Source organism: Saccharopolyspora rectivirgula DSM 43747 (assembly GCF_000497205.1).
GTDB classification, from domain to species: domain Bacteria; phylum Actinomycetota; class Actinomycetes; order Mycobacteriales; family Pseudonocardiaceae; genus Saccharopolyspora; species Saccharopolyspora rectivirgula.
Genome location: NZ_AYJW01000006.1, coordinates 70,711 through 96,261, shown reverse-complemented (window position 1 = coordinate 96,261; position 25,551 = coordinate 70,711). Strand labels below are relative to the sequence as shown.

The following is a 25,551-nucleotide window of genomic DNA, read 5'->3' as shown; positions in this document are numbered from 1 at the left end:
ATCATGGCCCACATCGATGCGGGCAAGACCACCACAACCGAGCGGATCCTGTTCTACACAGGCATCACCCACAAGCTCGGTGAGACGCACGAGGGTGCGTCTCAAATGGACTGGATGGAGGAGGAGCAGAAGCGGGGTATCACCATTACCTCGGCTGCTACCACCACCTTCTGGAACGACCACCAGATCAACATCATCGACACCCCCGGGCACGTCGACTTCACCGTCGAGGTGGAGCGTTCGCTGCGCGTCCTGGACGGTGCGGTGGCCGTGTTCGACGGCAAGGAAGGTGTCGAGCCGCAGTCCGAGCAGGTGTGGCGCCAGGCGGACAAGTACGACGTTCCGCGCATCTGCTTCGTCAACAAGATGGACAAGCTCGGCGCGGACTTCTTCTTCACCGTCAAGACGATCCGCGAGCGGTTGAACGCCCGTCCGCTGGTCGTGCAGCTGCCGATCGGTGCCGAGTCCGACTTCCAGGGTGTCGTCGACCTCGTCCACATGAAGGCGCTGACCTGGCGCGGTGACGTCGAGAAGGGGCGCAAGTACGAGGTCGAGGAGATCCCGGCCGAGCTCGCCGAGCAGGCCGCGGAGTACCGCGAGCAGCTCGTCGAAGCGGTTGCCGAGACCGACGAAGAGCTGATGGAGGCCTACTTCGGCGGTGAGGAGCTCACCACCGAGCAGATCAAGGCCGGCATCCGCAAGCTGACCGTCAACAAGGAAGCGTTCCCGGTCCTGTGCGGTAGCGCCTTCAAGAACAAGGGTGTCCAGCCGCTGCTCGACGCGGTGGTCGACTACCTGCCGTCGCCGCTGGACATCCCGCCGGTGCAGGGCACCCTTCCGGACGGCGAGACCCCGGCCGAGCGCAAGGCCAGTGTGGAGGAGCCGTTCGCCGCGCTGGTGTCCAAGATCGCTGTCCACCCGTTCTTCGGCAAGCTCACCTACGTCCGGGTCTACTCCGGCCGCGTGAGCCAGGGTGCGCAGATCCTCAACGCGACCCGGGGCAAGAAGGAGCGCATCGGGAAGCTGTTCCAGATGCACTCCAACAAGGAGAACCCGGTCGACGAGGCGCAGGCCGGTCACATCTACGCCGTCGTCGGTCTGAAGGAGACCACGACCGGTGACACGCTGTCCGACCAGGCCAACCCGATCGTGCTCGAGTCGATGACCTTCCCGGACCCGGTCATCGAGGTCGCGATCGAGCCGAAGACGAAGGCGGACCAGGAGAAGCTCTCCACCGCGATCCAGAAGCTCGCGGAGGAGGACCCGACCTTCCAGGTCAAACAGGATGAAGAGACCGGTCAGACCATCATCAAGGGGATGGGCGAGCTCCACCTCGAGGTGCTGGTCAACCGGATGAAGACCGACTTCAAGGTCGAGGCGAACATCGGTAAGCCCCAGGTGGCCTACCGGGAGACCATTCGCAACTCGATCGAGAAGTACGAGTACACGCACAAGAAGCAGACCGGTGGTTCCGGGCAGTTCGCGCGTGTGGTCATCCGGCTCGATCCGATCGAGCAGACCTCGGACAGCCCGACCTACGAGTTCGAGAACCAGATCACCGGTGGGCGTATTCCGAAGGAATACATTCCGTCGGTCGACCAGGGTGCTCAGGACGCCATGCAGTACGGCGTGCTCGCGGGCTACCCGCTGGTCGGCATCAAGGTGACCTTGGTGGACGGTCAGTACCACGAGGTTGACTCGTCGGAGATGGCCTTCAAGGTCGCGGGTTCGATGGCGCTCAAGGAGGCAGCCGCTAAGGCGAATCCGGTGCTGCTCGAACCGATGATGGCGGTCGAGGTGACCACGCCCGAGGAGTACATGGGCGATGTCATCGGCGACCTGAACTCCCGCCGTGGTCACATCCAGGCCATGGAAGAGCGCAGCGGCACCCGGGTCGTCAAGGCTCTCGTACCGCTGTCGGAGATGTTCGGGTATGTCGGCGACCTGCGGTCCAAGACCCAGGGTCGTGCGAACTACTCGATGCAGTTCGACTCCTACGCGGAGGTTCCGGCCAACGTGGCCAAGGAGATCATCGCCAAGGCAACCGGCGAGTGAGCCGCTGCCCGGGCAGGACTCCTTGACCCGGTAACGGGCACCGACGAGGAGCATGCTGCGAAGGCACCAGGGGAGGAATCCCCGCCACCGGCGGTCGGGCCGGATCCGCACGGAGAAGGCCTGATCGCCGTTACCCGACAGGACTCCGCCTGGCACACCAAGTCGTACGGCGGAAAGTTAACAAGTCCAGGAGGACAATCCAGTGGCGAAGGCGAAGTTCGAGAGGGACAAGCCGCACGTCAACATCGGGACCATCGGTCACGTTGACCACGGCAAGACCACGCTCACGGCAGCCATCACCAAGGTGCTGCACGACAAGTACCCGGAGCTGAACCCGTTCACGCCGTTCGACGAGATCGACAAGGCGCCGGAGGAAAAAGAGCGCGGCATCACCATTCAGATCTCGCACGTCGAGTACCAGACCGAGAAGCGTCACTACGCGCACGTTGACGCTCCGGGCCACGCCGACTACGTGAAGAACATGATCACCGGTGCGGCCCAGATGGACGGTGCGATCCTGGTGGTCGCCGCCACCGACGGCCCGATGCCGCAGACCCGTGAGCACGTGCTGCTGGCCCGCCAGGTCGGCGTGCCCTACATCCTGGTCGCGCTGAACAAGGCCGACATGGTCGACGACGAGGAAATCCTCGAGCTCGTCGAGATGGAGGTCCGCGAGCTGCTGTCCTCGCAGGAGTTCCCGGGTGACGACGTTCCGGTCATCCGCGTCTCCGCGCTGAAGGCGCTCGAGGGCGACGAGGAGTGGGCCAACAAGATCCTCGAGCTGCTGAACGCGGTCGACGAGAACATTCCGGACCCGCAGCGCGAGGTCGACAAGCCGTTCCTCATGCCGGTCGAGGACGTCTTCTCGATCACCGGCCGCGGTACGGTCGTCACCGGCCGTGTCGAGCGCGGTGTCATCAAGGTGAACGAGGAGGTCGAGCTGGTCGGCATCAAGGAGAAGCCGATCAAGACCACCGTCACCGGTGTCGAGATGTTCCGCAAGCTCCTCGACGAGGGCCAGGCCGGCGACAACGTGGGTCTGCTCCTGCGCGGTGTCAAGCGCGAGGAAGTCGAGCGCGGCATGGTGGTCGTGAAGCCGGGCTCCACCACCCCGCACACCGAGTTCGAGGCTCAGGTCTACGTCCTGTCCAAGGACGAGGGTGGCCGGCACACGCCGTTCTTCAACAACTACCGTCCGCAGTTCTACTTCCGGACCACCGACGTGACCGGTGTGGTGACCCTGCCTGAGGGCACCGAGATGGTCATGCCCGGTGACAACACCGAGATGAAGGTGGAGCTGATCCAGCCGATCGCCATGGAAGAGGGTCTGCGCTTCGCCATCCGCGAAGGCGGCCGCACGGTCGGCGCCGGTCGCGTCACCAAGATCATCAAGTGACGTGGCGAGGGCCTGTCTCCCTTCCGGAGGCAGGCCCTCTTGGTTTCCGGTGATCGCGGTCGTCGGAAACCACCCCCCGATGCTGGATGACGCAGCAGGTATGTCATCCTGTAAAAGTTGCTCGTTCAGGGCGGTCGGATCGAGTTGGCAGGTCCGACCGCCCTGGCGCGAGACAAACGCCCTTGTTCGGGTCACCGCTTGACGGCGGACCGACTGGGGTGGCTGACAAAGCAAAGGTGTACTGACCGCAAGGTCAATCCCCACGGCGACGTTCGCGGGGACCGGTGTGTGGTTAGTGGGCGACACGCCCGACCGCGTGGACCGGGCACCAAAGACCTGAACAGGGGCGGACCGAGGGCTGTCGAGCTCGATTCATCGGGGCTCAAGACAAGGCTGAGGCCGCGTGGGGCATCCGCTCGGAAGGGCGTGGTGCGCCTGCTCCCACAACCAACCGCGGCACGAGACTAGAGGAACGGCAAGCCACTATGGCGGGACAGAAGATCCGCATCCGGCTCAAGGCCTACGACCACGAGGCGATCGACGCGTCCGCGCGCAAGATCGTCGAGACCGTGACGCGCACCGGCGCTCGGGTCGTCGGGCCGGTGCCGCTGCCCACGGAGAAGAACGTCTACTGCGTCATTCGCTCCCCGCACAAGTACAAGGACTCGCGGGAGCACTTCGAGATGCGTACGCACAAGCGGCTCATCGACATCCTCGAACCGACGCCGAAGACGGTGGACGCGCTGATGCGCATCGACCTGCCAGCCAGCGTCGACGTGAACATCCAGTAAGGCGCGGCGACCCCAGGTAGCTGGAGAGAACGAGACTCATGTCTGAGAGGCAGATCAAGGGGATTCTGGGCACCAAGCTCGGTATGACCCAGGTCTTCGACGACAACAACCGGGTTGTCCCGGTGACGGTGGTCAAGGCCGAACCGAACGTGGTCACCCAGATTCGCACCCCCGAAAAAGACGGCTACTCGGCCGTGCAGCTGGCGTACGGCGCCATCGACCCGCGCAAGGTGAACAAGCCGCGTGCCGGCCACTTCGCCAAAGCCGGTGTCACGCCGCGTCGCCACGTTGTTGAGCTGCGCACCGCCGATGCCAGTGAATACGAAGTGGGCCAGGAGATCACCGCGGCGGAGACCTTCGAAGCCGGTGCGGTGGTCGACGTGGTCGGCACCAGCAAAGGTAAGGGTTTCGCGGGCACCATCAAGCGGCACGGTTTCCACCGGCAGCCGTCCAGCCACGGTGCCCAGGCCGTGCACCGCAAGCCGGGTTCGATCGGTGGCTGCGCCACTCCGGGCCGGGTTTTCAAAGGCATGCGGATGGCCGGCCGGATGGGCTCCAACCGCGTCACCACCCAGAACCTCAAGGTGCACAAGATTGAGGCCGAGTCCGGCCTGCTGCTGATCAAGGGCGCCATTCCTGGTCCCAAGGGCGGGCTGGTTCTGGTGAAGAGTCCTGCGAAGGGTGGTGCGTGATGAGCTTGACGCTCGACGTCCGTACCCCGGACGGCAAGACCGACGGCACCGTCGAGTTGCCCGCCGAGATCTTCGACGTGGAGGCCAGCGTTCCGCTGCTGCACCAGGTCGTCGTGGCGCAGCTGGCGGCAGCCCGGCAGGGTACGCACGCCACCAAGACCCGCGGAATGGTGTCGGGTGGTGGCAAGAAGCCGTACCGCCAGAAGGGCACCGGCAACGCCCGCCAGGGCTCGATCCGCGCCCCGCAGTTCGTCGGTGGTGGCACGGTGCATGGTCCGCAGCCGCGCGACTACGCGCAGCGGACCCCGAAGAAGATGAAGCGCAAGGCCCTGTGCGGCGCTCTCACCGACCGGGTCCGTGCGGGCCAGCTGCACGTCGTCACGCACGTGGTCGGCGGGGAGAAGCCGTCCACCAAGCAGGCCAAGACGGCGCTGCGCAACTGGACCGAGGCCAAGAAGGTTCTGGTGGTGCTCAACCGCAACGAGGAGGAGACCTCCTGGTTGAGCCTGCGGAACCTGCAGAACGTGCACCTGCTCGACCCGAGCCAGTTGAACACCTACGACGTCCTGAACAACGACGACGTGGTGTTCTCCAAGGCCGCTCTCGAGCGGTTTATCGCCGGCCGCTCGGTCAAAGCCGCCGCGTCTTCCGCAGAGGAGGCTGACCAGTGAGCTCCGACCCGCGTGACGTCATCATCGCGCCGGTGATCTCCGAGAAGAGCTACGGGCTGCTGGAGCAGAACCAGTACACCTTCCTGGTTGACCCGCGCTCGAACAAGACCGAGATCAAGATCGCGGTAGAGAAGATCTTCGACGTCAAGGTCACGAACGTGAACACGATCAACCGCAAGGGCAAGCGCAAGCGCACCCGCACCGGGTTCGGCAAGCGCAAGGACACCAAGCGGGCGATCGTGACCCTGCACCCGGAGAGCAAGCCGATCGAGATCTTCGGTGGGCCGGCTTCCTGACCGCGCTGATTAAGACGAGGTTCGTTGGAAATGGGCATTCGCAAGTACAAGCCGACGACGCCGGGTCGTCGCGGCGCGAGCGTGTCCGACTTCGCCGAGATCACCCGGTCGGAGCCGGAGAAGTCGCTTGTGCGGCCGCTGAACCGCAAGGCTGGTCGCAACGCTCAAGGAAAGATCACCACGCGGCACAAGGGGGGCGGTCACAAGCGGGCTTACCGCCTGATCGACTTCCGCCGCAATGACAAGGACGGTGTGCCGGCCAAGGTCGCGCACATCGAGTACGACCCCAACCGCAGCGCTCGGATTGCTCTGCTGCACTACGCCGACGGCGAGAAGCGGTACATCATCGCCCCGAACAACATCAAGCAGGGCGATGTCGTCGAGAGCGGCCCGCGCGCGGACATCAAGCCGGGCAACAACCTGCCGCTGCGCAACATCCCGACGGGCACCGTGGTTCACGCCATCGAGCTCCGTCCCGGTGGCGGCGCCAAGATCGCCCGGTCCGCCGGGACCAGGGTTCAGCTGGTCGCCAAGGACGGCCCGTACGCGCAGCTGCGGATGCCTTCGGGCGAGATCCGCAACGTCGACGCCCGGTGCCGTGCCACGGTCGGCGAGGTTGGCAACTCCGAGCACGCCAACCTCAACTGGGGCAAGGCTGGCCGGATGCGGTGGAAGGGCAAGCGCCCGACCGTCCGCGGTGTCGTGATGAACCCGGTCGACCACCCGCACGGTGGTGGTGAGGGCCGGACCTCCGGTGGTCGTCACCCGGTGAACCCGAAGGGCAAGCCGGAAGGCCGCACCCGCCGCCGCAAGGCGAGTGACAAGTTGATCGTCCGCCGTCGTCGTACCGGCAAGAAGCGCTGAGCAGGGAGGTAGAACAGCATGCCACGCAGCCTTAAGAAAGGCCCGTTCGTGGACGACCACCTGCTCAAGAAGGTGGACGCGCTCAACGAGTCGGGCAAGAAGACGGTGATCAAGACCTGGTCCCGCAGGTCGACGATCATCCCGGACATGATCGGCCACACCTTTGCGGTTCACGACGGCCGCAAGCACGTGCCGGTGTATGTCACCGAGGCCATGGTCGGGCACAAGCTGGGCGAGTTCGCCCCGACCCGCACCTTCAAGGGCCACGTCAAGGAAGACCGGAAGTCGCGCCGCCGCTGAGCGGGTCTGTGACTCGAACTAGTAAGAGCGAGGGGTAGCAGGATGACAGCCCGTACCCAGGACACTGCCGCGGAGGCGAACCCGCGGGCAGTGGCGCGGGCCCGCTACGTCCGCGTGGCGCCGATGAAGGCCCGTCGCGTGGTCGAGCTCATCAAGGGCCTGAGCGCCAGCGAAGCCCTGGCCGTGCTCAAGTTCGCGCCGCAGGCCGCCAGCGGTCCGGTGTCGAAGGTGCTCGCCAGCGCGATCGCCAACGCGGAGAACAACCTTTCTCTCGACCCCGACACCCTGTGGGTCCACCGGGCGTACGTGGACGAAGGCCCGACGCTGAAGCGGTTCCGTCCGCGGGCTCAGGGTCGTGCGTACCGGGTCCGCAAGCGGACCAGCCACATCACGATCGAGGTCGAGTCGCGGCCCAAGGCGGCCAGCAAGTCCCGAAAGAGCCAGAAGGGGAGTGCCCGGTAGTGGGTCAGAAGATCAACCCGCACGGCTTCCGACTCGGCATCACCACGGACTGGAAGTCTCGCTGGTACGCCGACAAGCAGTACAAGGAATACGTTGCGGAGGACGTCAAGATCCGCCGGCAGCTCTCTCGCGGGATGGAGCGCGCGGGTATCTCCAAGGTGGAGATCGAGCGCACCCGTGAGCGAGTCCGGGTGGACATTCACACCGCTCGGCCGGGCATCGTCATCGGCCGTCGTGGTGCCGAGGCGGACCGCATCCGCGGTGCGCTGGAGAAGCTGACCGGCAAGCAGGTCCAGCTGAACATCCTCGAGGTCAAGAACCCCGAGGCGGACGCCCAGCTGGTCGCGCAGGGCGTGGCCGAGCAGCTGTCCAACCGCGTGTCGTTCCGGCGCGCGATGCGCAAGGCCATCCAGTCGGCCATGCGCTCGCCGCAGGTCAAGGGCATCCGGGTGCAGTGCTCCGGTCGTCTGGGCGGCGCTGAGATGTCCCGCTCGGAGTTCTACCGGGAGGGTCGGGTCCCGCTGCACACGCTGCGCGCGGACATCGACTACGGCTTCTTCGAAGCCCGCACCACCTTCGGCCGCATCGGCGTGAAGGTGTGGATCTACAAGGGCGAGCTCATCGGCGGCCTCAAGCAGAAGCAGCAGCAGGAGGCTGAGGCTCGCGCACCGCGTTCGGAGCGCCGCTCCGACCGTGGTGGTCGCCGTCGCCGGCAGAGCTCGGACAGGGCCAAGGGCGGAGACAAGGCGGCAGCCCCCGCTAATGCTCCGGCGCAGGCCGAGCCGAAGGCTGAAGAGAAGACGGAGGGCTGAGACGTGCTCGTCCCACGCAAGGTGAAGTGGCGCAAGAGCCACGCGCCGAAGCGCAAGGGCTTCGCTAAGGGAGGCACTCGCATCAACTTCGGCGAGTACGGGATTCAGGCGCTCGAGCACGGATACGTGACCAACCGCCAGATCGAGGCCGCCCGTATCGCGATCACCCGGCACGTCAAGCGTGGCGGCAAGGTGTGGATCAACATCTTCCCGGACCGTCCGCTGACCAAGAAGCCGGCTGAAACCCGTCAGGGGTCCGGTAAGGGCTCGCCGGAGCACTGGGTGGCGAACGTCAAGCCGGGCCGGATCATGTTCGAGCTGACGTTCCCGAACGACAAGGTCGCGGTCGAAGCACTGACCCGTGCTGCGCACAAGCTCCCGATGAAGTGCAAGATCGTGTCCCGCGAGGGTGGTGACTTCTGATGGCAGCTGGTGTCACCGCATCCGAGCTCCGGGAACTGAACGACGAGGAGCTCGTGCAGCGGCTCAAGGAGGCCAAGGAGGAGCTGTTCAACCTCCGCTTCCAGATGGCCACCGGGCAGCTGCAGAACAACCGGCGGCTTGGGGTCGTCCGCAAGGACATCGCCCGGATTTACACGATCATGCGCGAGCGCGAGCTGGGCCTGTCGGTCTCCCCTGGGGGCGCTGAGGAGGGCGCTGCATGACTGAGAAAGGACAGGGCGTGACCCGCAATCGCCGCAAGGTTCGCGAGGGCTACGTCGTCTCGGACAAGATGGACAAGACGATCGTGGTTACCCTCGAAGACCGCAAGAAGCACCCCCTTTACGGAAAGGTCATGCGCACCACCAAGAAGGTCAAGGCGCATGACGAGGCCAACACCGCAGGTGTCGGCGACCGGGTTCTGCTGATGGAGACCCGGCCGCTGTCGGCGACCAAGCGCTGGCGGCTCGTCGAGATCGTGGAGAAGGCCAAGTAACAAAAGCACTGCGGTCGGCCGACCGCTGGGAAAGCCCGAGCGGTCGGCCGGTTCGTGTGCCGGCAGTTGACCGCGCGCGTCAGGTCGGAAATTTGGCGTGCCAGAGTGTGTGCGGGCGCCAGGGTTCGTGCACTTAGGGTCAGGAGACAGACGTGATCCAGCAGGAGTCGCGACTTCGCGTCGCCGACAACACCGGGGCCAAGGAGATCCTCACGATCCGGGTCCTCGGTGGTTCTGGTCGGCGGTACGCGGGACTCGGGGACATCGTTGTGGCGACCGTGAAGGAAGCCATCCCCGGATCCAACGTGAAGAAGGGCGATGTGGTGAAGGCCGTCATCGTCCGCCAGAAGAAGGAGAAGCGTCGTCCGGACGGTTCCTACATCCGGTTCGACGAGAACGCCGCTGTGCTGGTCAAGCCCGGTGGTGAGCCGCGGGGGACCCGCATCTTCGGCCCCGTGGCCCGCGAGCTGCGCGACAAGAAGTTCATGAAGATCATCTCGCTCGCGCCGGAGGTTTTGTGATGAAGGTCAAGAAGGGCGACACGGTCGTCGTCATCTCCGGCAAGGACAAGGGCGCTCGGGGCAAGGTCATCAAGGCCTTCCCGAAGGAGCAGCGCGTCCTTGTCGAGGGCGTCAACCGGATCAAGAAGCACACCAGGGTCTCCCGAACCGAACGGGGTGCGCAGTCCGGCGGCATCGTCACCCAGGAAGCCCCGATCCACGTGAGCAACGTGATGGTGATCGACTCCGACGGCAAGCCCACCCGTGTCGGCTACCGCATCGGGGAGGACGGCAAGAAGGTTCGGATCTCCCGCCGCAACGGGAAGGAGATCTGATCATGACTACTGCTGAAAAGATCGTGCCGAGGCTCAAGACGCGCTACCGCGAGGAAATCCGCGGTGAGCTCACCAAGGAATTCGGCTACCGGAACCCGATGCAGGTGCCGGGCCTGGTCAAGATCGTGGTGAACATGGGCGTCGGTGACGCCGCCCGCGACAGCAAGCTGATCGAGGGCGCGGTCCGCGACCTGGCCACGATCACCGGTCAGCGTCCCGAGATCCGCCGTGCTCGCAAGTCGATCGCGCAGTTCAAGCTGCGCGAGGGCATGCCCATCGGTGCTCGGGTGACGCTGCGCGGGGACCGCATGTGGGAGTTCCTGGACCGGTTGGTGACCATCTCGCTGCCGCGCATCCGGGACTTCCGCGGGCTGTCGCCGAAGCAGTTCGACGGCCACGGCAACTACACGTTCGGGTTGTCGGAGCAGTCGATGTTCCACGAGATCGACCCGGACACCATCGACCGTCCCCGCGGGATGGATATCACCGTCGTTACCACGGCGAACACCGATGAGGAAGGCCGGGCGCTGCTGCGGCACCTGGGCTTCCCGTTCAAGGAGAACTGATGGCCAAGAAGGCGCTGATCATCAAGGCCGCGCGCAAGCCGAAGTTCAAGGTCCGCGCTTACACCCGTTGTCAGCGTTGCGGGCGTCCGCGGGCGGTGTTCCGCAAGTTCGGGCTGTGCCGGGTGTGCTTCCGCGAAATGGCGCACGCAGGTGAGCTTCCCGGCGTGAGCAAGGCTTCCTGGTGATGTGCCCGCCTGATGGGGGGAACCGGTCACCCGGTACCCTTCATCGGGCGTCACACCAGGGCAAATGCCCGAGCTCCGCGGCGAAGGCCGTGCTTGCACGCGAACGAAACGAGTAAGGGCCTGTCGGGAGCACCCGGCGGGCGAAACCCCGATTTCGTCCAGGCCAGAGCCCAGACTTCCCGGTGCGCCGGTCGGTTGGGGCTCATCGGAACCAGACGAGAAAGGTTGAGCTGGTCATGACGATGACCGACCCGATCGCAGACATGCTCACACGTCTGCGGAACGGCAGTGCGGCATACCACGACGAAGTCCGCATGCCCCACTCCAAGCTGAAGGCGAACATCGCCGAGATCCTCAAGCGCGAGGGTTACGTGGCCGGATCCCGCGTTGAGGAGGGCGAGAAGGGCAAGCAGCTCGTTGTCGAGCTGAAGTACGGCCCGAACCGCGAGCGGAGCATCGCCGGCCTGCGCCGGGTTTCCAAGCCCGGTCTGCGGGTCTACGCGAAGGCCACCAACCTGCCGAAGGTGCTCGGTGGTCTGGGCATCGCGATCATCTCGACGTCGCACGGCCTGATGACTGACCGTCAGGCGATGAGGAAAGGCGTGGGCGGGGAAGTTCTCGCCTACGTTTGGTAAGGGAGGAGGCACGGAATGTCGCGCATCGGAAAGCTGCCGATCACCGTCCCCTCCGGCGTCGAGGTGACCATCGACGGCCAAGTGGTGACGGTGAAGGGCCCCAAGGGCACGCTGCAGCAGCGGATCGCTGAGCCGATCACCGTGGAGAAGGACGAGGACGGCTCGATCCTGGTGAAGCGCCCGGACGACGAGCGCCTCAGCAAGTCGCTGCACGGTCTGAGCCGGACGCTGATCAACAACATGGTGATCGGGGTCAGCCAGGGGTACCAGAAGGACCTGGAGATCCACGGCGTCGGTTACCGCGTCCAGCTGAAGGGCTCGAACCTGGAGTTCGCGCTCGGCTACAGCCACCCGATCGTCATCGAGCCGCCGGAAGGCATCCAGTTCGCCACGGACGGTCCGACGAAGCTGTCTGTCAAGGGCATTGACAAGCAGCTGGTGGGTGAGGTTGCCGCCCGGATTCGCAAGTTGCGCCGCCCCGACCCGTACAAGGGCAAGGGCGTCCGTTACGCGGGTGAGAACATCCGCCGGAAGGTCGGAAAGACGGGTAAGTGAGCATGAGCGAGAGTACAGCTACCAAGCGTAAGCCGGTGGGCAAGAACGTCTCGACCGTGCGTCGGCTTGCCCGTGCGAAGCGGCACACGCGTGTCCGTAAGAAGATTTTCGGTACCCCGGAACGCCCGCGTCTGGTCGTCAGCCGTTCCCTGCGGCACATCACCGCTCAGGTGATCGACGACACGAAGGGGCACACGCTCGTCGCGGCCACCTCGCAGGAGTCGTCGTTCGAGGGTTTCGAGGGCGACAAGAAGGCCAAGGCCGCCAAGGTCGGCGAGCTGGTCGCCGCTCGTGCGAAGGAAGCCGGGATCGAGAAGGTCGTGTTCGACCGTGGTGGCAACGCCTATCACGGCCGTGTCGCCGCGTTGGCCGACGCCGCGCGTGATGGCGGACTGGAGTTCTGACAAGTGGCTAAGAACGACAACGGAAGGGACGCCTGATGCCTGGACGCACTCGGCGTGAGGGCGGGGACGGCAACCGCCGGGACCGCCGCGACGGTGGCCGTGGCGGGGCGGCCCAGGACAAGACCCCGCAGTTCGAGCGTGTCGTAACCATCAACCGCGTGGCGAAGGTCGTCAAGGGCGGCCGGCGGTTCAGCTTCACCGCGCTGGTCGTCGTCGGTGACGGTGACGGCATGGTCGGTGTCGGTTACGGCAAGGCCAAGGAAGTTCCGGCGGCGATCGCCAAGGGTGTTGAGGAAGCGAAGAAGAACTTCTTCCGCGTCCCGCGCCTGGGCGGCACCATCACCCACCCGGTCGTGGGTGAGGACTCCGCTGGCGTCGTGCTGCTGCGCCCGGCCAGCGCCGGTACCGGTGTTATCGCCGGTGGTCCGGTGCGCGCGGTGCTGGAGTGCGCTGGCGTGCACGACGTGCTGAGCAAGTCGCTGGGCAGTGACAACCCGATCAACATCGTGCATGCCACGGTCGCAGCGCTGAAGCAGCTGCAGCGCCCGGAAGAGGTCGCGGCTCGCCGTGGTCTGCCGCTCGAGGACGTTGCTCCGGCATTCGTCCTGCGGGCCCGGGCAGGGCAGGGGGTCTGATCCAGATGGCACAGCTGAAGATCACTCAGGTGCGTGGCCTGGTCGGCACCAGGCAGAAGCAGCGCGACACCATGCGCAGCCTCGGTCTGCGCAAGATCCGCCAGTCTGTGATCCGCCCGGATGACCCCAACGTGCGCGGCATGATCAAAACCGTCAGCCACCTGGTGACGGTCGAGGAGGTCGACTGACATGGTCATCAAGCTGCACGACCTGCGGCCGGCCCCGGGTGCTAAGCGCGACAGGATCCGGGTCGGTCGTGGTGAGGGCTCGAAGGGTAAGACCGCTGGTCGCGGCACCAAGGGCACCAAGGCTCGCAAGAACGTCTCCCCGCGCTTCGAGGGCGGGCAGATGCCGATCCACATGCGGCTGCCGAAGCTGCGCGGCTTCAAGAACCGGTTCCGCACTGAGTACCAGGGCGTGAACGTCGGGAAGCTCGCCAAGGCGTTCCCGCAGGGCGGCAAGGTCGGCATCGACGAGATGATCGCTGCTGGCCTGGTCAAGAAGAACGAACTGGTGAAGATTCTCGGTGACGGGGATCTCGGGGGCGTGAAGCTCGAGGTGACCGCGCACGCGTTCACCGGCAGCGCCCAGGAGAAGATCACCGCCGCGGGTGGTTCGGTCACCAAGCTGGACCGCTGAACCGGACTTCACATGGGCACGCAGGCCGGTCGTTCCGCACAGGAGCGGCCGGCCTGCTGCCGTTGGTCGCGGGTGCGATCTAGTGGCGAGCTGTGGGAATAACGGGGAAGATTGGGCTGCGGCTGCTCGAAGGTCATCTGATGGCGTGACACCAGCGGTGAGCTGAGACGATGATCACGAGTAAGGTCGCGGTAGCCCACCGTGAACTCCCTGCGGCCTGCTAGAGTCGCCCCCGCGGTGCTGTCTTCGCGGCAGCATTGGAAAATTTTCCGCTGGTCGGCTTGGCAAGTCGGCCGTCCGTCCCCGGCCGGTACCGTCCGGCTCCAATACAGGAGGTTTGCGTGCTCAGCGCCTTCCGCTCGGCTCTGGCGTTGTCGGACCTGCGCCGCAAGATCCTGTTTACGCTGGGCATGGTCGTCTTGTACCGGCTCGGCGCGGCGATCCCCTCGCCCGGGGTTTCTTACCCGAACGTCCAGCAGTGCGTCGAGGAGCTCCAGGGCAGCAGCGCGCAGAGCGTCTACTCCCTGCTGAACCTCTTCAGCGGTGGTGCTCTGCTGCAGTTGTCGGTGCTGGCGCTGGGCATCATGCCCTACATCACCGCGAGCATCATCATCCAGCTGCTGCAGGTGGTGATCCCGCGCTTCGAGCAGCTGAAGAAGGAGGGGCAGGCCGGTCAGGCGAAGCTGACGCAGTACACCCGGTACCTGACGATCGCGCTGTCGGTGCTGCAGGCCACCGGCATCGTGGCGCTGGCGGTGCGCGGGCAGCTGTTCCCCGGTTGCACGGTTTCCCCCATCCCGGACGACGGCGTCTTCAACCTCATCGTCATCGTGGTCACCATGACCGCTGGTGCCGCGGTGCTGATGTGGATGGGTGAGCTGATCACCGAGCGCGGCATCGGCAACGGCATGTCGCTGCTGATCTTCACCTCGATCGCCTCCCGGGTCCCGGCCGAGGGCGTCAACATCTTCAACCAGCACGGCCCGCTGGTGTTCAGCGTGGTGTGCGCGTTCGCGGTGGCGATCTTGGCGACCGTGGTGTTCATCGAGCAGGCCCAGCGCCGGATCCCGGTGCAGTACGCCAAGCGGATGATCGGCCGCCGGATGTACGGGGGCACCTCGACGTACTTGCCGTTGAAGGTGAACCAGGCCGGTGTCATCCCGGTGATCTTCGGGTCGTCGCTGCTGTACCTGCCGCAGCTGCTGACCCAGCTGTCGGGCAACCAGGACTCCTGGTGGGTGCGGTTCATCAGCACTTACATCGCGGACCCGGCGAACTGGGTACACATCCTGCTCTACATGGCGTTGATCATCTTCTTCGCCTACTTCTACGTCTCGATCACCTTCAACCCGGAAGAGCGCGCCGAGGACATGAAGAAGTACGGCGGCTTCATCCCGGGCATCCGGCCGGGGCGTCCGACCGCGGAGTACCTCAGCTACGTGCTCTCCCGGATCACCCTGCCCGGCTCGCTGTACCTGGGCATCGTGGCGATCCTGCCGAACTTCTTCATCGGCCTCACCGGCCAGGGGGCAGCGCAGAACTTCCCGTTCGGCGGCACCGCTGTGCTGATCATGGTCAACGTCGGCCTCGACACCGTGAAGCACATCCAAAGCCAGCTCCAGCAGCGGAATTACGAGGGCTTCCTCCGGTAGGCTTGCCCGAGTCGGTCGGTTGCCAGCAATTGCCGAGGCAGGTGTTCGGTATTTTCCGGCCGGTGCGTATCGTTAGCGGCGGTTCCGGTTGCCCGGTAGAGGGAGGGCAGGCGGGTTCGTCAACAGCTGGCGCGCGATCGGATTGATTCGGAGGCAGACCCTTGGTGCGATTGGTTCTCGTCGGCCCGCCCGGTGCGGGCAAGGGCACCCAGGCGGCAGTGCTCAGTGAGAAGCTCGAAGTCCCCCACATCTCGACCGGGGACCTCTTCCGCGCGAACATCGGCAACTCCACGCCCCTGGGCCAGAAGGCGAAAAGCTACATAGACGCCGGTGAGCTGGTGCCCGACGAGATCACCAATCAGATGGTCCGGGAGCGCCTCGCGGAACCCGACGCGAAGAAGGGCTTCTTGCTGGACGGCTACCCGCGCAACATCGCTCAGGCGGATGTGCTGGCCGGGATCCTCTCCGAGAACGACTACGAGCTGACCGCGGTGCTGCAGTTCGACGTCCCGGAGGAGGAGCTGGTCCGGCGGATGCTGGAGCGGGGCCGTTCGGACGACAACGAGGACGTCATCCGCCGTCGCCTCGCGGTGTACCACGAGGAGACCGAACCGCTGCTCGACTACTACCGCGACCTGGTGGTCAAGATCGACGCGGTGGGGGCGGTCGAGGAGATCACGGCCCGCGCTCTGGAAGCGGTGAAGAGCCGCTCCTGAGCGGGAACGGGTCGGAGCACGTCAGGAAGACCGCGCCGCGAGCGCGGATGAAGCGATTCGAAGGTGGCTGCGTTGTTGCGTCGGGGAAAGGGCATCGAGCTCAAGTCACGCGGTGAGGTTGAGGCGATGCGGGCGGCGGGCCTGGTGGTGGCCCGGGCCCTCGCGGAGGTGACAGCGCACGCCAAACCGGGAGTCAGCACCGGCGAGCTCGATGCGATCGCCGAGCAGGTGATCCGCGACGCCGGTGCGGTTCCCTCCTTCAAGGGCTACCACGGGTTCCCCGCTTCCATCTGCGCTTCGGTGAACGAGAAGGTGGTGCACGGCATCCCGTCCCCGAACGAGGTGCTGTCCGCCGGTGATCTGCTCTCGGTCGACTGCGGGGCGATCCTGGACGGTTGGCACGGGGACTCGGCGGTCACGATCCCGGTGGGCGAGGTCGCAGCGGCGGACCTCGCCTTGTCGGAGGCGACCAAGGCGGCGATGTGGGCCGGCATCGAGCAGGTGCGGGCCGGCAACCGGCTGACCGACATCTCGCACGCGATCGAGCAGGCGGTGCGGGCCAAGGCCAAAGCGGATCGCGCCGACTACGGGATCATCGCCGAGTACGGCGGCCACGGCATCGGTTCGCAGATGCACATGGAGCCGTTCCTGCCGAACCTGGGCAAGCCGGGGCGCGGCCCGAAGCTGAAGGTCGGCATGGCGATCGCGGTGGAGCCGATGCTGACGCTCGGCTCCCCGGAGACCGAAGAGCTGGACGACGAGTGGACCGTGGTCACGCTGGACGGTTCGCGGGCCGCGCACTGGGAGCACACGGTGGCCATCACCGAGGACGGCCCGTGGGTGCTCACCGACCCGGAGCAGTGAGCAGCGGCCGCCGGCACACGTAGATCCGCGCGGGCGGCACGTTCGGCCACACCGTGGCGCGCGGCACCACTTCGTCGAAGTGCTCGTGCAGCGCCTGCACGAAGGTGCGGGTGGCGCTTCGCCACAGCGTCGTCACGTAGGTGATGGTGGTGAACACCCCGTTCGGGGCGAGGCTCTGCGCGGCTTCCCGCAGCAGCCGGTACTGCTCGGCCGGCTCCAGCAAGGTCCACGGAATGCTGGTGATGAGCGCATCGACCCGGGTGACGTCGACCTGCGCCAGCAGTTCCCGCAGCTGACCGGCGTCGCCTTCGACGACCTGCAGCCACGGCTTGTCGGAGCGCAGGAACCGGACCATCTCCGGGTCGAGCTCGACCGCCAGGTGACGGCCGCGGGTGCCCAGCCGGCGGCGGATCGCGGTGCTGACCGCCCCGGTGCCGGGGCCGAGCTCCACCACGACGGGATCGCCGAAGCTCGGGATCACGCCGGCCACGGCGTTGGCGACGTGCCCGGACGTGGGCGCGATGGCCCCTATGGTCGCCGGGGCGTGGATGGCCCGGGTCAGGAACGTCCAGTACTCGCGCGCTTTGCTCACAGCCAGCCCCCGTCTTGCCTGTTCCTGGGCAGAGCATGCCGTTGCCGCCGGCCGGCCGCAGCTGGAGGGGGCTGGCGTCAGCGCAGCGGGCGTCGGCAGATGTAGTGCAGGATCGGCGGGAAGTTCAACCACGTGGTGTGGGTGAGCACTTCGTCGAAGGTGTCGTGGAGCCGGGCGCGGAACCGCCGGCCGCCTTGGGTGCGGTCCGCCCCCAGGTAGGTCAGCGCGGTGAAGGCGCCGTGCGGGGTGAGCGCTTCGGTCGCCTGCCGCAGGATGTGGTCCTGCGCGTTGGGCGCCAGCAGGGACCAGGGAATGCTGCTGATCACCGCGTCCACTTCCGTGACGCCGGCTTTGTCCAGCAGGGCCAGCAGGTCGGCGGCGTCGCCGTGGACGACTTCCAGCCAGGGCTTGTGCTCGCGGAGGTGGTCGACGAGTTCGGGGCTGAGCTCGATGCCGATGTGCCGGGCTCCTTCCGGCAGGCGGCGGTGGATGCCGTCGCTGAGCGAGCCGGTGCCCGGCCCCAGCTCCACCACCACCGGTGTTCCGGTGGTGGGAACCACTTGGGCCACGGTTTCGGCCACCGCGGCGGAGGTGGGGGTGGGGGCGCCCACGACCCGCGGGTTGCGGATGGCGGTGGCCAGGAAGGTCTGGTACTCACCGAACTTCCGTGCGGCGAATTCTGCGCACCTGCGAAGCGCTTGAGCAGGTTGTTCAGATTTGTGCTGCTGGATTGCCACCGATTCTCCTCGTCTGCACGACTGTCCGGCTTTCCGGTGTGATCGAACGTAATGATCACCGAAGTGGCCGTGCAAGCTGAGGGAACCCGCGTACCGCTCCTCGGGATCGGTCACGGGGAGTGCCGGCAGCCGCTATGAGCTGCCCCGATGTGCGGTGCCGGAAATGCAGCGCGTACAGTAGTAAGTCGGCGCACTGGTAGCGTCTGTCCGACTGTGTTCGGGAGCAGTCCCGTTCCGGACTTCGCTGCGGGCCGCTTGCTACGGGGATCGGGAAACCGGTGTCTGTAGGAGGGACTCCTGTGGAGTCTGCAAACCGTCACCGTCACGAAACGCGGAGGACATGGGCAAGAAAGACGGGGCCATTGAGGTCGAGGGTCGCGTGATCGAACCGCTCCCCAACGCGATGTTCCGCGTCGAGTTGGAGAACGGCCACAAGGTCCTCGCCCACATCAGTGGCAAGATGCGTCAACACTACATCCGCATCCTGCCAGAGGACCGGGTGGTAGTGGAGCTGTCGCCGTACGACCTTTCCCGTGGGCGCATCGTCTACCGCTACAAGTGACCTCCACGGTGTCCGGGAATCTGGGCACGCGTCTGAGCAGGAGAGCATCGACCGTGAAGGTCCAACCGAGTGTGAAGAAGATCTGCGACAAGTGCCAGGTGATCCGCCGGCACGGGCGGGTGCTGGTCATCTGTGACAACCCGCGTCACAAGCAGCGCCAAGGCTGAGAGTCGCAGCAGGAACTTGAACAAGTAAGAACTCCCTCAGCCTGCCGGCCCGCGAGCAGGGCTGGTTGACCCCCGGACCAGGCCGGGGCTTCGCGGCAGCGAAGACGGTGGGGGAGCAGACCTGGAACGGAGGAGAAGGGACCTGCCTGATGGCAAGGCTCGCCGGCGTTGATCTGCCGCGCGAAAAGCGCATGGAGATCGCGCTGACCTACATCTACGGAATCGGCCGTAGCCGGTCCAAGGAGATCTTGACGGCCACCGGCATCTCGTTCGATGCCCGGGTGAAGGACTTGTCCGACGAGCAGTTGGCTTCGCTGCGCGAGTACATCGAGGCCAACTACCGGGTTGAGGGTGACCTCCGCCGCGAGGTCCAGGCCGACATCCGCCGGAAGATCGAGATCGGCAGCTACCAGGGACTGCGGCACCGCCGTCACCTCCCGGTGCGCGGGCAGCGGACCAAGACCAACGCCCGCACCCGCAAGGGGCCGAAGAAGACGGTCGCCGGCAAGAAGAAGGCCGGAAAGAAGTAAGCCTCGCTAGGAGATCACGACAGCTATGCCACCTAAGTCGCGCGCCGGCGCCGTCAAGAAGGTGCGGCGCAAGGAGAAGAAGAACGTTGCGCACGGCCAAGCGCACATCAAGAGCACGTTCAACAACACCATCGTGTCCATCACGGACCCGACCGGTGCGGTGATCAGCTGGGCCTCTGCCGGTCACGTCGGCTTCAAGGGCTCCCGCAAGTCCACCCCGTTCGCCGCGCAGATGGCCGCTGAGAACGCTGCTCGCAAGGCCGCTGAGCACGGCATGAAGAAGGTCGACGTTTTCGTCAAGGGTCCGGGCTCGGGCCGCGAAACGGCGATCCGCTCGCTGCAGGCCGCTGGCCTCGAGGTCGGCACCATCCAGGACGTGACCCCGCAGCCGCACAACGGCTGCCGCCCGCCGAAGCGTCGTCGGGTCTGAGCCGCGGGAAGGAGTAGACACAGATGGCTCGTTACACCGGTCCCGCGACCCGTAAATCCCGCCGGCTGAAGGTCGACCTCATCGGTGGCGACCAGGCCTTCGAGCGTCGGCCGTACCCGCCGGGGCAGCACGGGCGTGCGCGGGTCAAGGAAACCGAGTACCTGCTGCAGCTGCAGGAGAAGCAGAAGGTCCGCTTCACCTACGGGGTGCTGGAGAAGCAGCTGCGGGCCTACTACGAGGAGGCGAACCGGCGTCCCGGCAAGACCGGTGACAACCTGCTCCAGCTCCTCGAGTGCCGGCTGGACAACGTGGTCTACCGCGCTGGTCTGGCCCGCACCCGCCGGATGGCCCGGCAGCTGGTCAGCCACGGCCACTTCCTGGTCAACGGGAAGAAGGTGAACATCCCCAGCTACCAGGTCACCAAGTGGGACATCATCGACGTCCGGCCCAAGTCGCTGAACACCACGCCGTTCCTGATCGCCAAGGAGACCCTGGGCGAGCGGCCGATTCCGGCTTGGCTGCAGGTCGTCCCGTCCAACCTGCGGATCCTGGTGCACCAGCCGCCCGAGCGGGCGCAGATCGACACTCCGGTCACCGAGCAGCTCATCGTTGAGTTCTACTCGAAGTGACGTTTCCAGCCGGCGGCCTGCGGGCCGCCGGCCGGAAAGCCCCGGCTGTCGGAACGGGAATCCGGCAGCCACGCCCGCGCCAGGCGGGCAAGCCATCTCCCATCGGCGTCATATGGCGGGCGCCGTGAGGAAAGGAAACTGAAGTGCTCATCTCCCAGCGACCCACACTGTCCGAAGAAGCGGTGTCGGAGACTCGGTCGCGGTTCATCATCGAGCCGTTGGAGCCGGGCTTCGGTTACACCCTCGGCAACTCGTTGCGTCGGACGCTGCTGTCCTCGATCCCGGGGGCGGCGGTCACCAGCTTGCGCATCGACGGTGTGCTGCACGAGTTCACCACCATTCCGGGTGTGAAGGAGGACGTCACCGACGTCATCCTGAACATCAAGGAGCTGGTGATCAGCTCCGAAGAGGACGAGCCGGTGACGATGTACCTGCGCAAGCAGGGCCCGGGTGAGGTCACCGCCGCTGACATCGTGCCGCCGGCCGGTGTCACGGTGCACAACCCGGATCTCCACATCGCCACCTTGAACGCAAAGGGCAAGCTGGAGATTGAGCTTGTCGTCGAGCGTGGTCGTGGCTATGTCCCCGCGATGCAGAACAAGCAGACCGGTGCCGAGATCGGCCGGATTCCGGTCGACTCGATCTACTCGCCGGTTCTGAAGGTGAGCTACAAGGTCGAGGCGACCCGTGTCGAGCAGCGCACGGACTTCGACAAGCTGATCCTCGACGTCGAGACCAAGCCGTCGATCACCCCGCGGGACGCGGTGGCTTCGGCTGGTCGCACCCTGGTTGAGCTGTTCGGCTTGGCCCGGGAGCTCAACGTGGACGCCGAGGGCATCGAGATCGGTCCGTCGCCGGCCGAGGCCGACACCATCGCGGCCTACGCGATGCCGATCGAGGACCTCGACCTCACGGTGCGCTCCTACAACTGCCTGAAGCGGGAAGGCATCCACACCGTCGGTGAGCTGGTCTCGCGCAGTGAAGCGGACCTGCTGGACATTCGCAACTTCGGTGCGAAGTCCATCGACGAGGTCAAGATGAAGCTCGCCGGCCTGGGCCTGTCGCTGAAGGACAGCCCGCCCGGATTCGACCCGTCCGCTGCGGCGGCCGAGTACCCGACCGCGGGCTGGTCGTCGAACCAGGGCACCACTCCCACGGTGGGTCCTGTCGAGGACAACGGCTACGACGACGGTCAGGACTACGCGGAGACAGAGCAGCTGTAGCTGTGTTGCGCGACCGGGTCACCGGCGCGCGCCCCTGAGAGGAGCAACCCGATGCCCACCCCGACCAAGGGACCGCGTCTCGGCGGGTCGCCGTCGCACGAGCGGCTCATCCTGGCCAACTTGGCCACCGCGCTGTTCGAGCACGGGAAGATCACCACGACCGAGGCGAAGGCGAAGCGACTGCGTCCGTTCGCCGAGCGGCTGATCACCAAGGCCAAGAAGGGCGACCTGCACAACCGTCGCGAGGTCCTCAAGACCATCCGCGACAAGGACGTCGTGCACAAGCTCTTCGCCGAGATCGGCCCCTTCTTCGCGGACCGCAACGGCGGTTACACCCGCATCATCAAGACGATGCCGCGCAAGGGTGACAACGCGAAGATGGCCGTCATCGCCCTGGTGAACGAGAAGACCGTGACCGCGGAAGCGGAGGCGGCGCGCAACACCAAGTTCGCCAAGGACGAGCCGAAGGCCACCGAGGAGGCCGAGAACACCGAGGCCACCCAGGTGGAGGAGGCGGCCGACGAGGGCGCCGAGGCCAAGGCCGAGGACAACGCTGCCGAGAAGAAGGACGAGTCCTGATTTCGGTTCGCGAAGATGCTGTGAACGAGCCCGCTGTTCCTCCCGAGGAAGGCGGGCTCGTTCGTCTGCGCTTGGACCTCTCCTACGACGGGACTGACTTCGCCGGCTGGGCGAAGCAGCCGGGGCTGCGCACGGTGCAGGGCCTCCTGGAGGATGCGCTGGCCAAACAGCCGCCGGGCCGCTCGGTGCCGCGTCCGGTCGTGGTGGCCGGCCGCACCGATGCGGGAGTGCACGCCAGGGGCCAAGTGGTGCACGTGGACGCGGTACCGCTGCGCCCGGGAGAAGGCCGGGTGCCGGTGGACGAGCACGGCATCCCGGACCTGCAGCGGATGCGCCACCGGTGGAACCGCATCTTGCCGCCGGACGTCCGGGTGATCGATGCCCGGATCGCCCCGGACGGCTTCGACGCCAGGTTCTCCGCGTTGCGGCGCCACTACCGCTACCAGGTTTCGGACGCGCCGTGGGGCGTCGACCCGCTGCGGCGGCGCGACACCTTGGCCTGGAACCGGCCGCTGGACGTCGAGACCTTGAACGAGGCGGCCGCGGAGCTGCTGGGGCTCAACGACTTCGCCGCGTACTGCAAGCCGCGCGAAGGCGCCACCACGGTGCGGGAACTGCAGCGGTTCGAGTGGGAGCGGGTCGACGAGCACCTGGTGGTGGCCCACGTGACGGCGGACGCGTTCTGCCACTCCATGGTGCGCAGCCTGGTGGGGACGCTGCTGATGGTGGGCGACGGTCGTCGTCAGGTGCGGTGGCCAGCGGACCTGCTGCGGGAACGGCAGCGGACCACCTCGGTGGCCCCGGCCCACGGGCTGACCCTGGTGGGCGTGGAGTACCCGCCGGACGAGGAACTCGCCGCCCGCGCCGCCCGAGCCCGGGCCGTGCGCACGCTCGAATAGCCGCAACTGCTCGGACCGGCGGCAACAGTGAAGGCCGGAGCGGAGGATTCCGCATCCGGCCTTCGACGTTTCCTGGGGTGGGGCTTTCCGCCGAGGTGGCGGGAAAGCCCCACCGCTCAGTCCCCTCGGCGGATCGGGCCGAGGATCTCCTGTTCCTTCGGGCTGGTGATCAGCTGAACGCGCGTCCACGTCCAGTTCCCCAGCACGATGACCTGGTCGTCCTTCAGCTGGGTCAGCTGCTGCGCCTGCTGGGGCTGCAAGCTCCAGATGCGTTGCGCGTGGTTGGCCCCGCTCAGCTGGAGCCGCTGCAGCAGCACCAGGTCCGCGGCGTTGGCCGCGGGCGTGCTGGCGACCTGCGGGTGCAGGTAGGGCAGCACGTACATGGTGGTCTGCCACGCCGCCCGGGGCGGGAACAGCTCCTGCTGCGGCACCGCGCCGCCGTCGTGGATGACCAGCAGCGGGGTGTCCTCGTCGAACTGCGGCAGCGGGAAGTGGGTGAGCCGCCGGATCTGGAACAGCGGAACCGGCTTGCCGTCCGGGGTTTGCCCGGCGGTGTGCTCCAACATCTTCCAGGCGGCCGGGCGAGCGGTGGCGATGATCACCCACGCGCCGGTGGCCAGCGCTCGCAGCGCGAGCTGGCGGGCGAAGTACAGCCCGCCGACGCTGACGATGCGGGTGGGTGCCGGTCGCAGCAGGGACACCGCCACCGGCTGGCCGTCCGGTCCGGATCCGAGGATCATGCCGCCGCGATCACCGGGCAGGCTGACCGCGTCCAGGGTTTCCGGCGTGACGATGAATTCCGGGGCCGGCCCGTGAGCGCCCGGGACGTCGATGGTTCGGTTTCGGTTCATGCCGCACCTCCGAGCGGCAGCGTCGCGGCGTAGCCGGCCAGCTGCGAGCCGTGCAGCGGGGTCAGCGTCAGGCCGAGCCGGGTGCTGATCTCCTTCAGGCGCTTGTCAGCGGCGTCCAGCGCTTTCTGGTTGCGGGCGCTGACCCGGACCAGCGAGCGCAAGCCCACTTCGCCTTCTTCGCCGACCGGGGAGATCGACATGGCGATGCTCGTGGACAGCGCCCGGATGCCGGTGAGCGCGTTGAGCGAGTTGCCGAGCTGGCTCGGCCAACCGGTGATGGCGTAGCTGGTGTGCCCGACCTCGCCGGCTGCGACGCTGTCCCAGCTCTCCTTGAGGCCGACCGGCTTCTGCCACTGCGACCTGAGCACGCTCTGCAGCTCGGCGGACGAGATCCCGGCCTGCAGCAGTTCGTCCGGGTCGAGTGGGCGGCTCGGAATCCCCTGCTGTTCCAACGCGTTGCGGACGCGCGACATAGCCCCGATCAGCGCACGGTGGGCACCGAGCACACCGCCGCCGCGCTCACCGATGGCTTTCGCGCACTGCTGCGGGTCCAGTCGGACCGTCACCCAGGTGGTCCGGCGGGCTGCCGTGCCCTGCGGACCGAGCAGCTCCAGGTAGGAGTTCAGGGCGGCCGAGTTCGACAGCAGAGCGGCGCTGCCCGGGTAGCAGTGCCAGATCACCTGGATGGCGTCCAGCACGACCCCGCGGTCCTCCAGGCAGGGCGCGAGCACGCTCAGCGGGAGGTTCGGGGAGCTGTTGACCGGGTTCAGCATGCCCTTGGTCGTCTCCACCAGCAGCACCCCGGTCCACTTGCCGTTGTGCCAGGCGAGTCCGACGTCGTTGCGGTCGTGGTCCTGGGTGCGGGCGATCACCAGGTCGTCGACGACCAGGCGCAGCAGGGCGACCCGGTGGTTCTCCTCCGGGCTGATGACGCCGTCCCCGTTCTTGTCCTCGACGGTCGAGTCCAGCTCGCTCAAGTCCGGCGGCTCAACCGAGCGGAGGTGGTTGCGGAATTGGTACTCCAGCACCAGGCCGAGCCACTGGGTGAACCAGCGGCCACGCCGCCGGAGCAGGGCGATGACGATTGCCAGGGCGGCGATCCCGATGGAAACGGGCCAAAGCATCTGGTTGATCAGGAAGAGGCCGAAGCCGATGGCTAAGCCGACCTCGATCAGCACTACGTTGGCCGCCGGGATGCCGCCGAGGGTCACGCCGTTGATCCGACGCCGCCGCGCGCGTATCCGGGCGCGGGGCGGGCTGGCGGGCTCGGGAGCTTTCGGCTGGGCCGGATGTTTCGTGGTCACGGACATCCGTCTGGTCTCTCCCCCTCGCAGGTAGATGCGGCGCGCGGCGCGCGAGTAGGCGGTCTGGCGAGCAACCGCGTGATGAG

Annotated in this window: 38 protein-coding genes; 34 read left to right on the top strand and 4 right to left on the bottom strand. The window is 66.4% G+C overall.

Features of this window, described 5'->3' with window-relative positions; translation table 11 throughout:
- The 26 genes from fusA to map form a co-directional block, all read left to right on the top strand.
- Positions 1–2,055, top strand: a 2,055-nt coding sequence (fusA, locus tag SREC43747_RS0103355; RefSeq protein WP_029719739.1) for an elongation factor G, incomplete at its 5' end; no start/stop codon positions are given.
- A gap of 202 nt (positions 2,056–2,257) precedes the next feature.
- On the top strand, positions 2,258–3,451 hold the full coding sequence (gene tuf, locus SREC43747_RS0103350; protein ID WP_029719738.1) for an elongation factor Tu: 1,194 nt from the start codon (positions 2,258–2,260) through the stop codon (positions 3,449–3,451).
- A gap of 485 nt (positions 3,452–3,936) precedes the next feature.
- Complete coding sequence (gene rpsJ, locus SREC43747_RS0103345) at positions 3,937–4,242, top strand: 30S ribosomal protein S10 (RefSeq protein ID WP_009948626.1); 306 nt, start codon at positions 3,937–3,939, stop codon at positions 4,240–4,242.
- Positions 4,243–4,280: 38 nt separating this feature from the next.
- Entirely contained in the window at positions 4,281–4,934 is a 654-nt protein-coding gene (rplC, locus tag SREC43747_RS0103340) for a 50S ribosomal protein L3 (protein WP_029719737.1), read from the top strand.
- Positions 4,934–5,605 carry a 50S ribosomal protein L4 gene (gene rplD / locus SREC43747_RS0103335; RefSeq protein ID WP_029719736.1) on the top strand — a complete coding sequence of 224 codons (672 nt, stop codon included), beginning with the start codon at positions 4,934–4,936 and terminating at the stop codon, positions 5,603–5,605. The genes rplC and rplD overlap by 1 nt, the downstream gene beginning before the upstream one ends.
- Complete coding sequence (rplW, locus tag SREC43747_RS0103330) at positions 5,602–5,901, top strand: 50S ribosomal protein L23 (protein ID WP_029719735.1); 300 nt, start codon at positions 5,602–5,604, stop codon at positions 5,899–5,901. Before rplD ends, rplW begins: the two co-directional genes overlap by 4 nt.
- 30 nt (positions 5,902–5,931) lie before the next feature.
- Entirely contained in the window at positions 5,932–6,765 is an 834-nt protein-coding gene (gene rplB, locus SREC43747_RS0103325) for a 50S ribosomal protein L2 (protein ID WP_029719734.1), read from the top strand.
- Between the two features lie 18 nt (positions 6,766–6,783).
- Entirely contained in the window at positions 6,784–7,065 is a 282-nt protein-coding gene (gene rpsS, locus SREC43747_RS0103320; RefSeq protein WP_029719733.1) for a 30S ribosomal protein S19, read from the top strand.
- A gap of 42 nt (positions 7,066–7,107) precedes the next feature.
- The gene (rplV, locus tag SREC43747_RS0103315; protein WP_037331253.1) at positions 7,108–7,527 is read left to right on the top strand and encodes a 50S ribosomal protein L22; all 420 of its coding nucleotides are present in this window, start codon (positions 7,108–7,110) and stop codon (positions 7,525–7,527) included.
- The gene (gene rpsC / locus SREC43747_RS0103310; RefSeq protein WP_029719731.1) at positions 7,527–8,339 is read left to right on the top strand and encodes a 30S ribosomal protein S3; all 813 of its coding nucleotides are present in this window, start codon (positions 7,527–7,529) and stop codon (positions 8,337–8,339) included. Before rplV ends, rpsC begins: the two co-directional genes overlap by 1 nt.
- A gap of 3 nt (positions 8,340–8,342) precedes the next feature.
- On the top strand, positions 8,343–8,762 hold the full coding sequence (rplP, locus tag SREC43747_RS0103305; protein WP_029719730.1) for a 50S ribosomal protein L16: 420 nt from the start codon (positions 8,343–8,345) through the stop codon (positions 8,760–8,762).
- Positions 8,762–9,004 (top strand): 50S ribosomal protein L29, encoded by a 243-nt coding sequence (gene rpmC, locus SREC43747_RS0103300; RefSeq protein ID WP_029719729.1) that lies wholly within the window; start codon positions 8,762–8,764, stop codon positions 9,002–9,004. The genes rplP and rpmC overlap by 1 nt, the downstream gene beginning before the upstream one ends.
- The gene (gene rpsQ / locus SREC43747_RS0103295) at positions 9,001–9,276 is read left to right on the top strand and encodes a 30S ribosomal protein S17 (RefSeq protein ID WP_029719728.1); all 276 of its coding nucleotides are present in this window, start codon (positions 9,001–9,003) and stop codon (positions 9,274–9,276) included. Before rpmC ends, rpsQ begins: the two co-directional genes overlap by 4 nt.
- A gap of 152 nt (positions 9,277–9,428) precedes the next feature.
- Complete coding sequence (gene rplN, locus SREC43747_RS0103290; RefSeq protein ID WP_029719727.1) at positions 9,429–9,797, top strand: 50S ribosomal protein L14; 369 nt, start codon at positions 9,429–9,431, stop codon at positions 9,795–9,797.
- Positions 9,797–10,111, top strand: coding sequence for a 50S ribosomal protein L24 (gene rplX / locus SREC43747_RS0103285; protein WP_029719726.1), 315 nt, complete (start codon positions 9,797–9,799; stop codon positions 10,109–10,111). The genes rplN and rplX overlap by 1 nt, the downstream gene beginning before the upstream one ends.
- A gap of 2 nt (positions 10,112–10,113) precedes the next feature.
- A complete protein-coding gene (gene rplE / locus SREC43747_RS0103280) occupies positions 10,114–10,677 on the top strand; it encodes a 50S ribosomal protein L5 (protein ID WP_029719725.1) in 564 nt (187 codons plus the stop codon).
- Positions 10,677–10,862 carry a type Z 30S ribosomal protein S14 gene (locus SREC43747_RS0103275; RefSeq protein ID WP_029719724.1) on the top strand — a complete coding sequence of 62 codons (186 nt, stop codon included), beginning with the start codon at positions 10,677–10,679 and terminating at the stop codon, positions 10,860–10,862. Before rplE ends, SREC43747_RS0103275 begins: the two co-directional genes overlap by 1 nt.
- Before the next feature lie 236 nt (positions 10,863–11,098).
- A complete protein-coding gene (rpsH, locus tag SREC43747_RS0103270) occupies positions 11,099–11,497 on the top strand; it encodes a 30S ribosomal protein S8 (protein WP_029719723.1) in 399 nt (132 codons plus the stop codon).
- A gap of 15 nt (positions 11,498–11,512) precedes the next feature.
- Positions 11,513–12,052 carry a 50S ribosomal protein L6 gene (rplF, locus tag SREC43747_RS0103265; protein WP_029719722.1) on the top strand — a complete coding sequence of 180 codons (540 nt, stop codon included), beginning with the start codon at positions 11,513–11,515 and terminating at the stop codon, positions 12,050–12,052.
- A 2-nt stretch (positions 12,053–12,054) separates the two neighbouring features.
- Positions 12,055–12,456, top strand: a complete 402-nt coding sequence (gene rplR, locus SREC43747_RS0103260) for a 50S ribosomal protein L18 (protein ID WP_051387630.1) — start codon at positions 12,055–12,057, stop codon at positions 12,454–12,456.
- A 35-nt stretch (positions 12,457–12,491) separates the two neighbouring features.
- Positions 12,492–13,091 carry a 30S ribosomal protein S5 gene (gene rpsE / locus SREC43747_RS0103255; RefSeq protein ID WP_029719720.1) on the top strand — a complete coding sequence of 200 codons (600 nt, stop codon included), beginning with the start codon at positions 12,492–12,494 and terminating at the stop codon, positions 13,089–13,091.
- Between the two features lie 5 nt (positions 13,092–13,096).
- Positions 13,097–13,279 carry a 50S ribosomal protein L30 gene (rpmD, locus tag SREC43747_RS0103250; RefSeq protein WP_029719719.1) on the top strand — a complete coding sequence of 61 codons (183 nt, stop codon included), beginning with the start codon at positions 13,097–13,099 and terminating at the stop codon, positions 13,277–13,279.
- A gap of 1 nt (position 13,280) precedes the next feature.
- Positions 13,281–13,730 carry a 50S ribosomal protein L15 gene (gene rplO / locus SREC43747_RS0103245; protein ID WP_029719718.1) on the top strand — a complete coding sequence of 150 codons (450 nt, stop codon included), beginning with the start codon at positions 13,281–13,283 and terminating at the stop codon, positions 13,728–13,730.
- Positions 13,731–14,071: 341 nt separating this feature from the next.
- Positions 14,072–15,382, top strand: coding sequence for a preprotein translocase subunit SecY (gene secY, locus SREC43747_RS0103240; RefSeq protein WP_029719717.1), 1,311 nt, complete (start codon positions 14,072–14,074; stop codon positions 15,380–15,382).
- A 161-nt stretch (positions 15,383–15,543) separates the two neighbouring features.
- On the top strand, positions 15,544–16,098 hold the full coding sequence (locus SREC43747_RS0103235) for an adenylate kinase (RefSeq protein ID WP_029719716.1): 555 nt from the start codon (positions 15,544–15,546) through the stop codon (positions 16,096–16,098).
- A gap of 72 nt (positions 16,099–16,170) precedes the next feature.
- Complete coding sequence (gene map / locus SREC43747_RS0103230; protein WP_029719715.1) at positions 16,171–16,962, top strand: type I methionyl aminopeptidase; 792 nt, start codon at positions 16,171–16,173, stop codon at positions 16,960–16,962.
- Here map and SREC43747_RS0103225 read toward each other — a convergent pair.
- Together SREC43747_RS0103225 and SREC43747_RS0103220 are read right to left on the bottom strand one after the other, a co-directional pair.
- Positions 16,943–17,554, bottom strand: a complete 612-nt coding sequence (locus tag SREC43747_RS0103225) for a class I SAM-dependent methyltransferase (protein WP_051387628.1) — start codon at positions 17,552–17,554, stop codon at positions 16,943–16,945. The genes map and SREC43747_RS0103225 overlap by 20 nt on opposite strands.
- 77 nt (positions 17,555–17,631) lie before the next feature.
- Entirely contained in the window at positions 17,632–18,291 is a 660-nt protein-coding gene (locus tag SREC43747_RS0103220; protein ID WP_306413762.1) for a class I SAM-dependent methyltransferase, read from the bottom strand.
- 340 nt (positions 18,292–18,631) lie between these two features.
- On the opposite strand from SREC43747_RS0103220, the gene infA reads away from it, so the two are divergent.
- The 8 genes from infA (at position 18,632) to truA (ending at position 23,310) form a co-directional block, all read left to right on the top strand.
- On the top strand, positions 18,632–18,853 hold the full coding sequence (infA, locus tag SREC43747_RS0103215; RefSeq protein ID WP_009948665.1) for a translation initiation factor IF-1: 222 nt from the start codon (positions 18,632–18,634) through the stop codon (positions 18,851–18,853).
- A gap of 53 nt (positions 18,854–18,906) precedes the next feature.
- A complete protein-coding gene (gene rpmJ, locus SREC43747_RS0103210; protein WP_029719712.1) occupies positions 18,907–19,020 on the top strand; it encodes a 50S ribosomal protein L36 in 114 nt (37 codons plus the stop codon).
- A 149-nt stretch (positions 19,021–19,169) separates the two neighbouring features.
- Complete coding sequence (rpsM, locus tag SREC43747_RS0103205) at positions 19,170–19,550, top strand: 30S ribosomal protein S13 (RefSeq protein ID WP_029719711.1); 381 nt, start codon at positions 19,170–19,172, stop codon at positions 19,548–19,550.
- Between the two features lie 25 nt (positions 19,551–19,575).
- Positions 19,576–19,980, top strand: coding sequence for a 30S ribosomal protein S11 (gene rpsK, locus SREC43747_RS0103200; RefSeq protein ID WP_009948668.1), 405 nt, complete (start codon positions 19,576–19,578; stop codon positions 19,978–19,980).
- Between the two features lie 23 nt (positions 19,981–20,003).
- On the top strand, positions 20,004–20,609 hold the full coding sequence (gene rpsD / locus SREC43747_RS0103195) for a 30S ribosomal protein S4 (RefSeq protein WP_029719710.1): 606 nt from the start codon (positions 20,004–20,006) through the stop codon (positions 20,607–20,609).
- 143 nt (positions 20,610–20,752) lie between these two features.
- Entirely contained in the window at positions 20,753–21,832 is a 1,080-nt protein-coding gene (locus SREC43747_RS0103190) for a DNA-directed RNA polymerase subunit alpha (RefSeq protein ID WP_029719709.1), read from the top strand.
- 51 nt (positions 21,833–21,883) lie between these two features.
- On the top strand, positions 21,884–22,411 hold the full coding sequence (gene rplQ / locus SREC43747_RS0103185; protein ID WP_029719708.1) for a 50S ribosomal protein L17: 528 nt from the start codon (positions 21,884–21,886) through the stop codon (positions 22,409–22,411).
- A gap of 20 nt (positions 22,412–22,431) precedes the next feature.
- Positions 22,432–23,310 carry a tRNA pseudouridine(38-40) synthase TruA gene (gene truA, locus SREC43747_RS0103180; RefSeq protein WP_029719707.1) on the top strand — a complete coding sequence of 293 codons (879 nt, stop codon included), beginning with the start codon at positions 22,432–22,434 and terminating at the stop codon, positions 23,308–23,310.
- Between the two features lie 116 nt (positions 23,311–23,426).
- Here truA and SREC43747_RS0103175 read toward each other — a convergent pair whose 3' ends face one another.
- A complete protein-coding gene (locus SREC43747_RS0103175; RefSeq protein ID WP_029719706.1) occupies positions 23,427–24,161 on the bottom strand; it encodes a hypothetical protein in 735 nt (244 codons plus the stop codon).
- Positions 24,158–25,471: a type VII secretion protein EccE gene (eccE, locus tag SREC43747_RS0103170; protein ID WP_081722402.1), complete on the bottom strand. Its 1,314-nt coding sequence runs from the start codon at positions 25,469–25,471 to the stop codon at positions 24,158–24,160. Before eccE ends, SREC43747_RS0103175 begins: the two co-directional genes overlap by 4 nt.
- Positions 25,472–25,551 lie beyond the last annotated feature (80 nt).

Excerpts from the sequence above, each read along its gene's own strand:
- rplC (WP_029719737.1), top strand. The coding sequence starts at position 4,281 with ATGTCTGAGAGGCAGATCAAGGGGATTCTGGGCACCAAGCTCGGTATG.
- rplE (WP_029719725.1), top strand. The coding sequence starts at position 10,114 with ATGACTACTGCTGAAAAGATCGTGCCGAGGCTCAAGACGCGCTACCGC.
- rpmD (WP_029719719.1), top strand. The coding sequence starts at position 13,097 with ATGGCACAGCTGAAGATCACTCAGGTGCGTGGCCTGGTCGGCACCAGG.
- rplQ (WP_029719708.1), top strand. The coding sequence starts at position 21,884 with ATGCCCACCCCGACCAAGGGACCGCGTCTCGGCGGGTCGCCGTCGCAC.
- rplB (WP_029719734.1), top strand. The coding sequence starts at position 5,932 with ATGGGCATTCGCAAGTACAAGCCGACGACGCCGGGTCGTCGCGGCGCG.
- infA (WP_009948665.1), top strand. The coding sequence starts at position 18,632 with ATGGGCAAGAAAGACGGGGCCATTGAGGTCGAGGGTCGCGTGATCGAA.
- rpsH (WP_029719723.1), top strand. The coding sequence starts at position 11,099 with ATGACGATGACCGACCCGATCGCAGACATGCTCACACGTCTGCGGAAC.
- rpsJ (WP_009948626.1), top strand. The coding sequence starts at position 3,937 with ATGGCGGGACAGAAGATCCGCATCCGGCTCAAGGCCTACGACCACGAG.
- rpsM (WP_029719711.1), top strand. The coding sequence starts at position 19,170 with ATGGCAAGGCTCGCCGGCGTTGATCTGCCGCGCGAAAAGCGCATGGAG.
- rpsK (WP_009948668.1), top strand. The coding sequence starts at position 19,576 with ATGCCACCTAAGTCGCGCGCCGGCGCCGTCAAGAAGGTGCGGCGCAAG.
- rpsS (WP_029719733.1), top strand. The coding sequence starts at position 6,784 with ATGCCACGCAGCCTTAAGAAAGGCCCGTTCGTGGACGACCACCTGCTC.
- rpmC (WP_029719729.1), top strand. The coding sequence starts at position 8,762 with ATGGCAGCTGGTGTCACCGCATCCGAGCTCCGGGAACTGAACGACGAG.
- rplF (WP_029719722.1), top strand. The coding sequence starts at position 11,513 with ATGTCGCGCATCGGAAAGCTGCCGATCACCGTCCCCTCCGGCGTCGAG.
- rpsE (WP_029719720.1), top strand. The coding sequence starts at position 12,492 with ATGCCTGGACGCACTCGGCGTGAGGGCGGGGACGGCAACCGCCGGGAC.
- eccE (WP_081722402.1), bottom strand. The coding sequence starts at position 25,471 with ATGTCCGTGACCACGAAACATCCGGCCCAGCCGAAAGCTCCCGAGCCC.
- SREC43747_RS0103175 (WP_029719706.1), bottom strand. The coding sequence starts at position 24,161 with ATGAACCGAAACCGAACCATCGACGTCCCGGGCGCTCACGGGCCGGCC.
- rpsQ (WP_029719728.1), top strand. The coding sequence starts at position 9,001 with ATGACTGAGAAAGGACAGGGCGTGACCCGCAATCGCCGCAAGGTTCGC.
- rplX (WP_029719726.1), top strand. The coding sequence starts at position 9,797 with ATGAAGGTCAAGAAGGGCGACACGGTCGTCGTCATCTCCGGCAAGGAC.
- rplD (WP_029719736.1), top strand. The coding sequence starts at position 4,934 with ATGAGCTTGACGCTCGACGTCCGTACCCCGGACGGCAAGACCGACGGC.
- rplR (WP_051387630.1), top strand. The coding sequence starts at position 12,055 with ATGAGCGAGAGTACAGCTACCAAGCGTAAGCCGGTGGGCAAGAACGTC.
- rplV (WP_037331253.1), top strand. The coding sequence starts at position 7,108 with ATGACAGCCCGTACCCAGGACACTGCCGCGGAGGCGAACCCGCGGGCA.
- rplO (WP_029719718.1), top strand. The coding sequence starts at position 13,281 with ATGGTCATCAAGCTGCACGACCTGCGGCCGGCCCCGGGTGCTAAGCGC.
- rpsD (WP_029719710.1), top strand. The coding sequence starts at position 20,004 with ATGGCTCGTTACACCGGTCCCGCGACCCGTAAATCCCGCCGGCTGAAG.
- SREC43747_RS0103275 (WP_029719724.1), top strand. The coding sequence starts at position 10,677 with ATGGCCAAGAAGGCGCTGATCATCAAGGCCGCGCGCAAGCCGAAGTTC.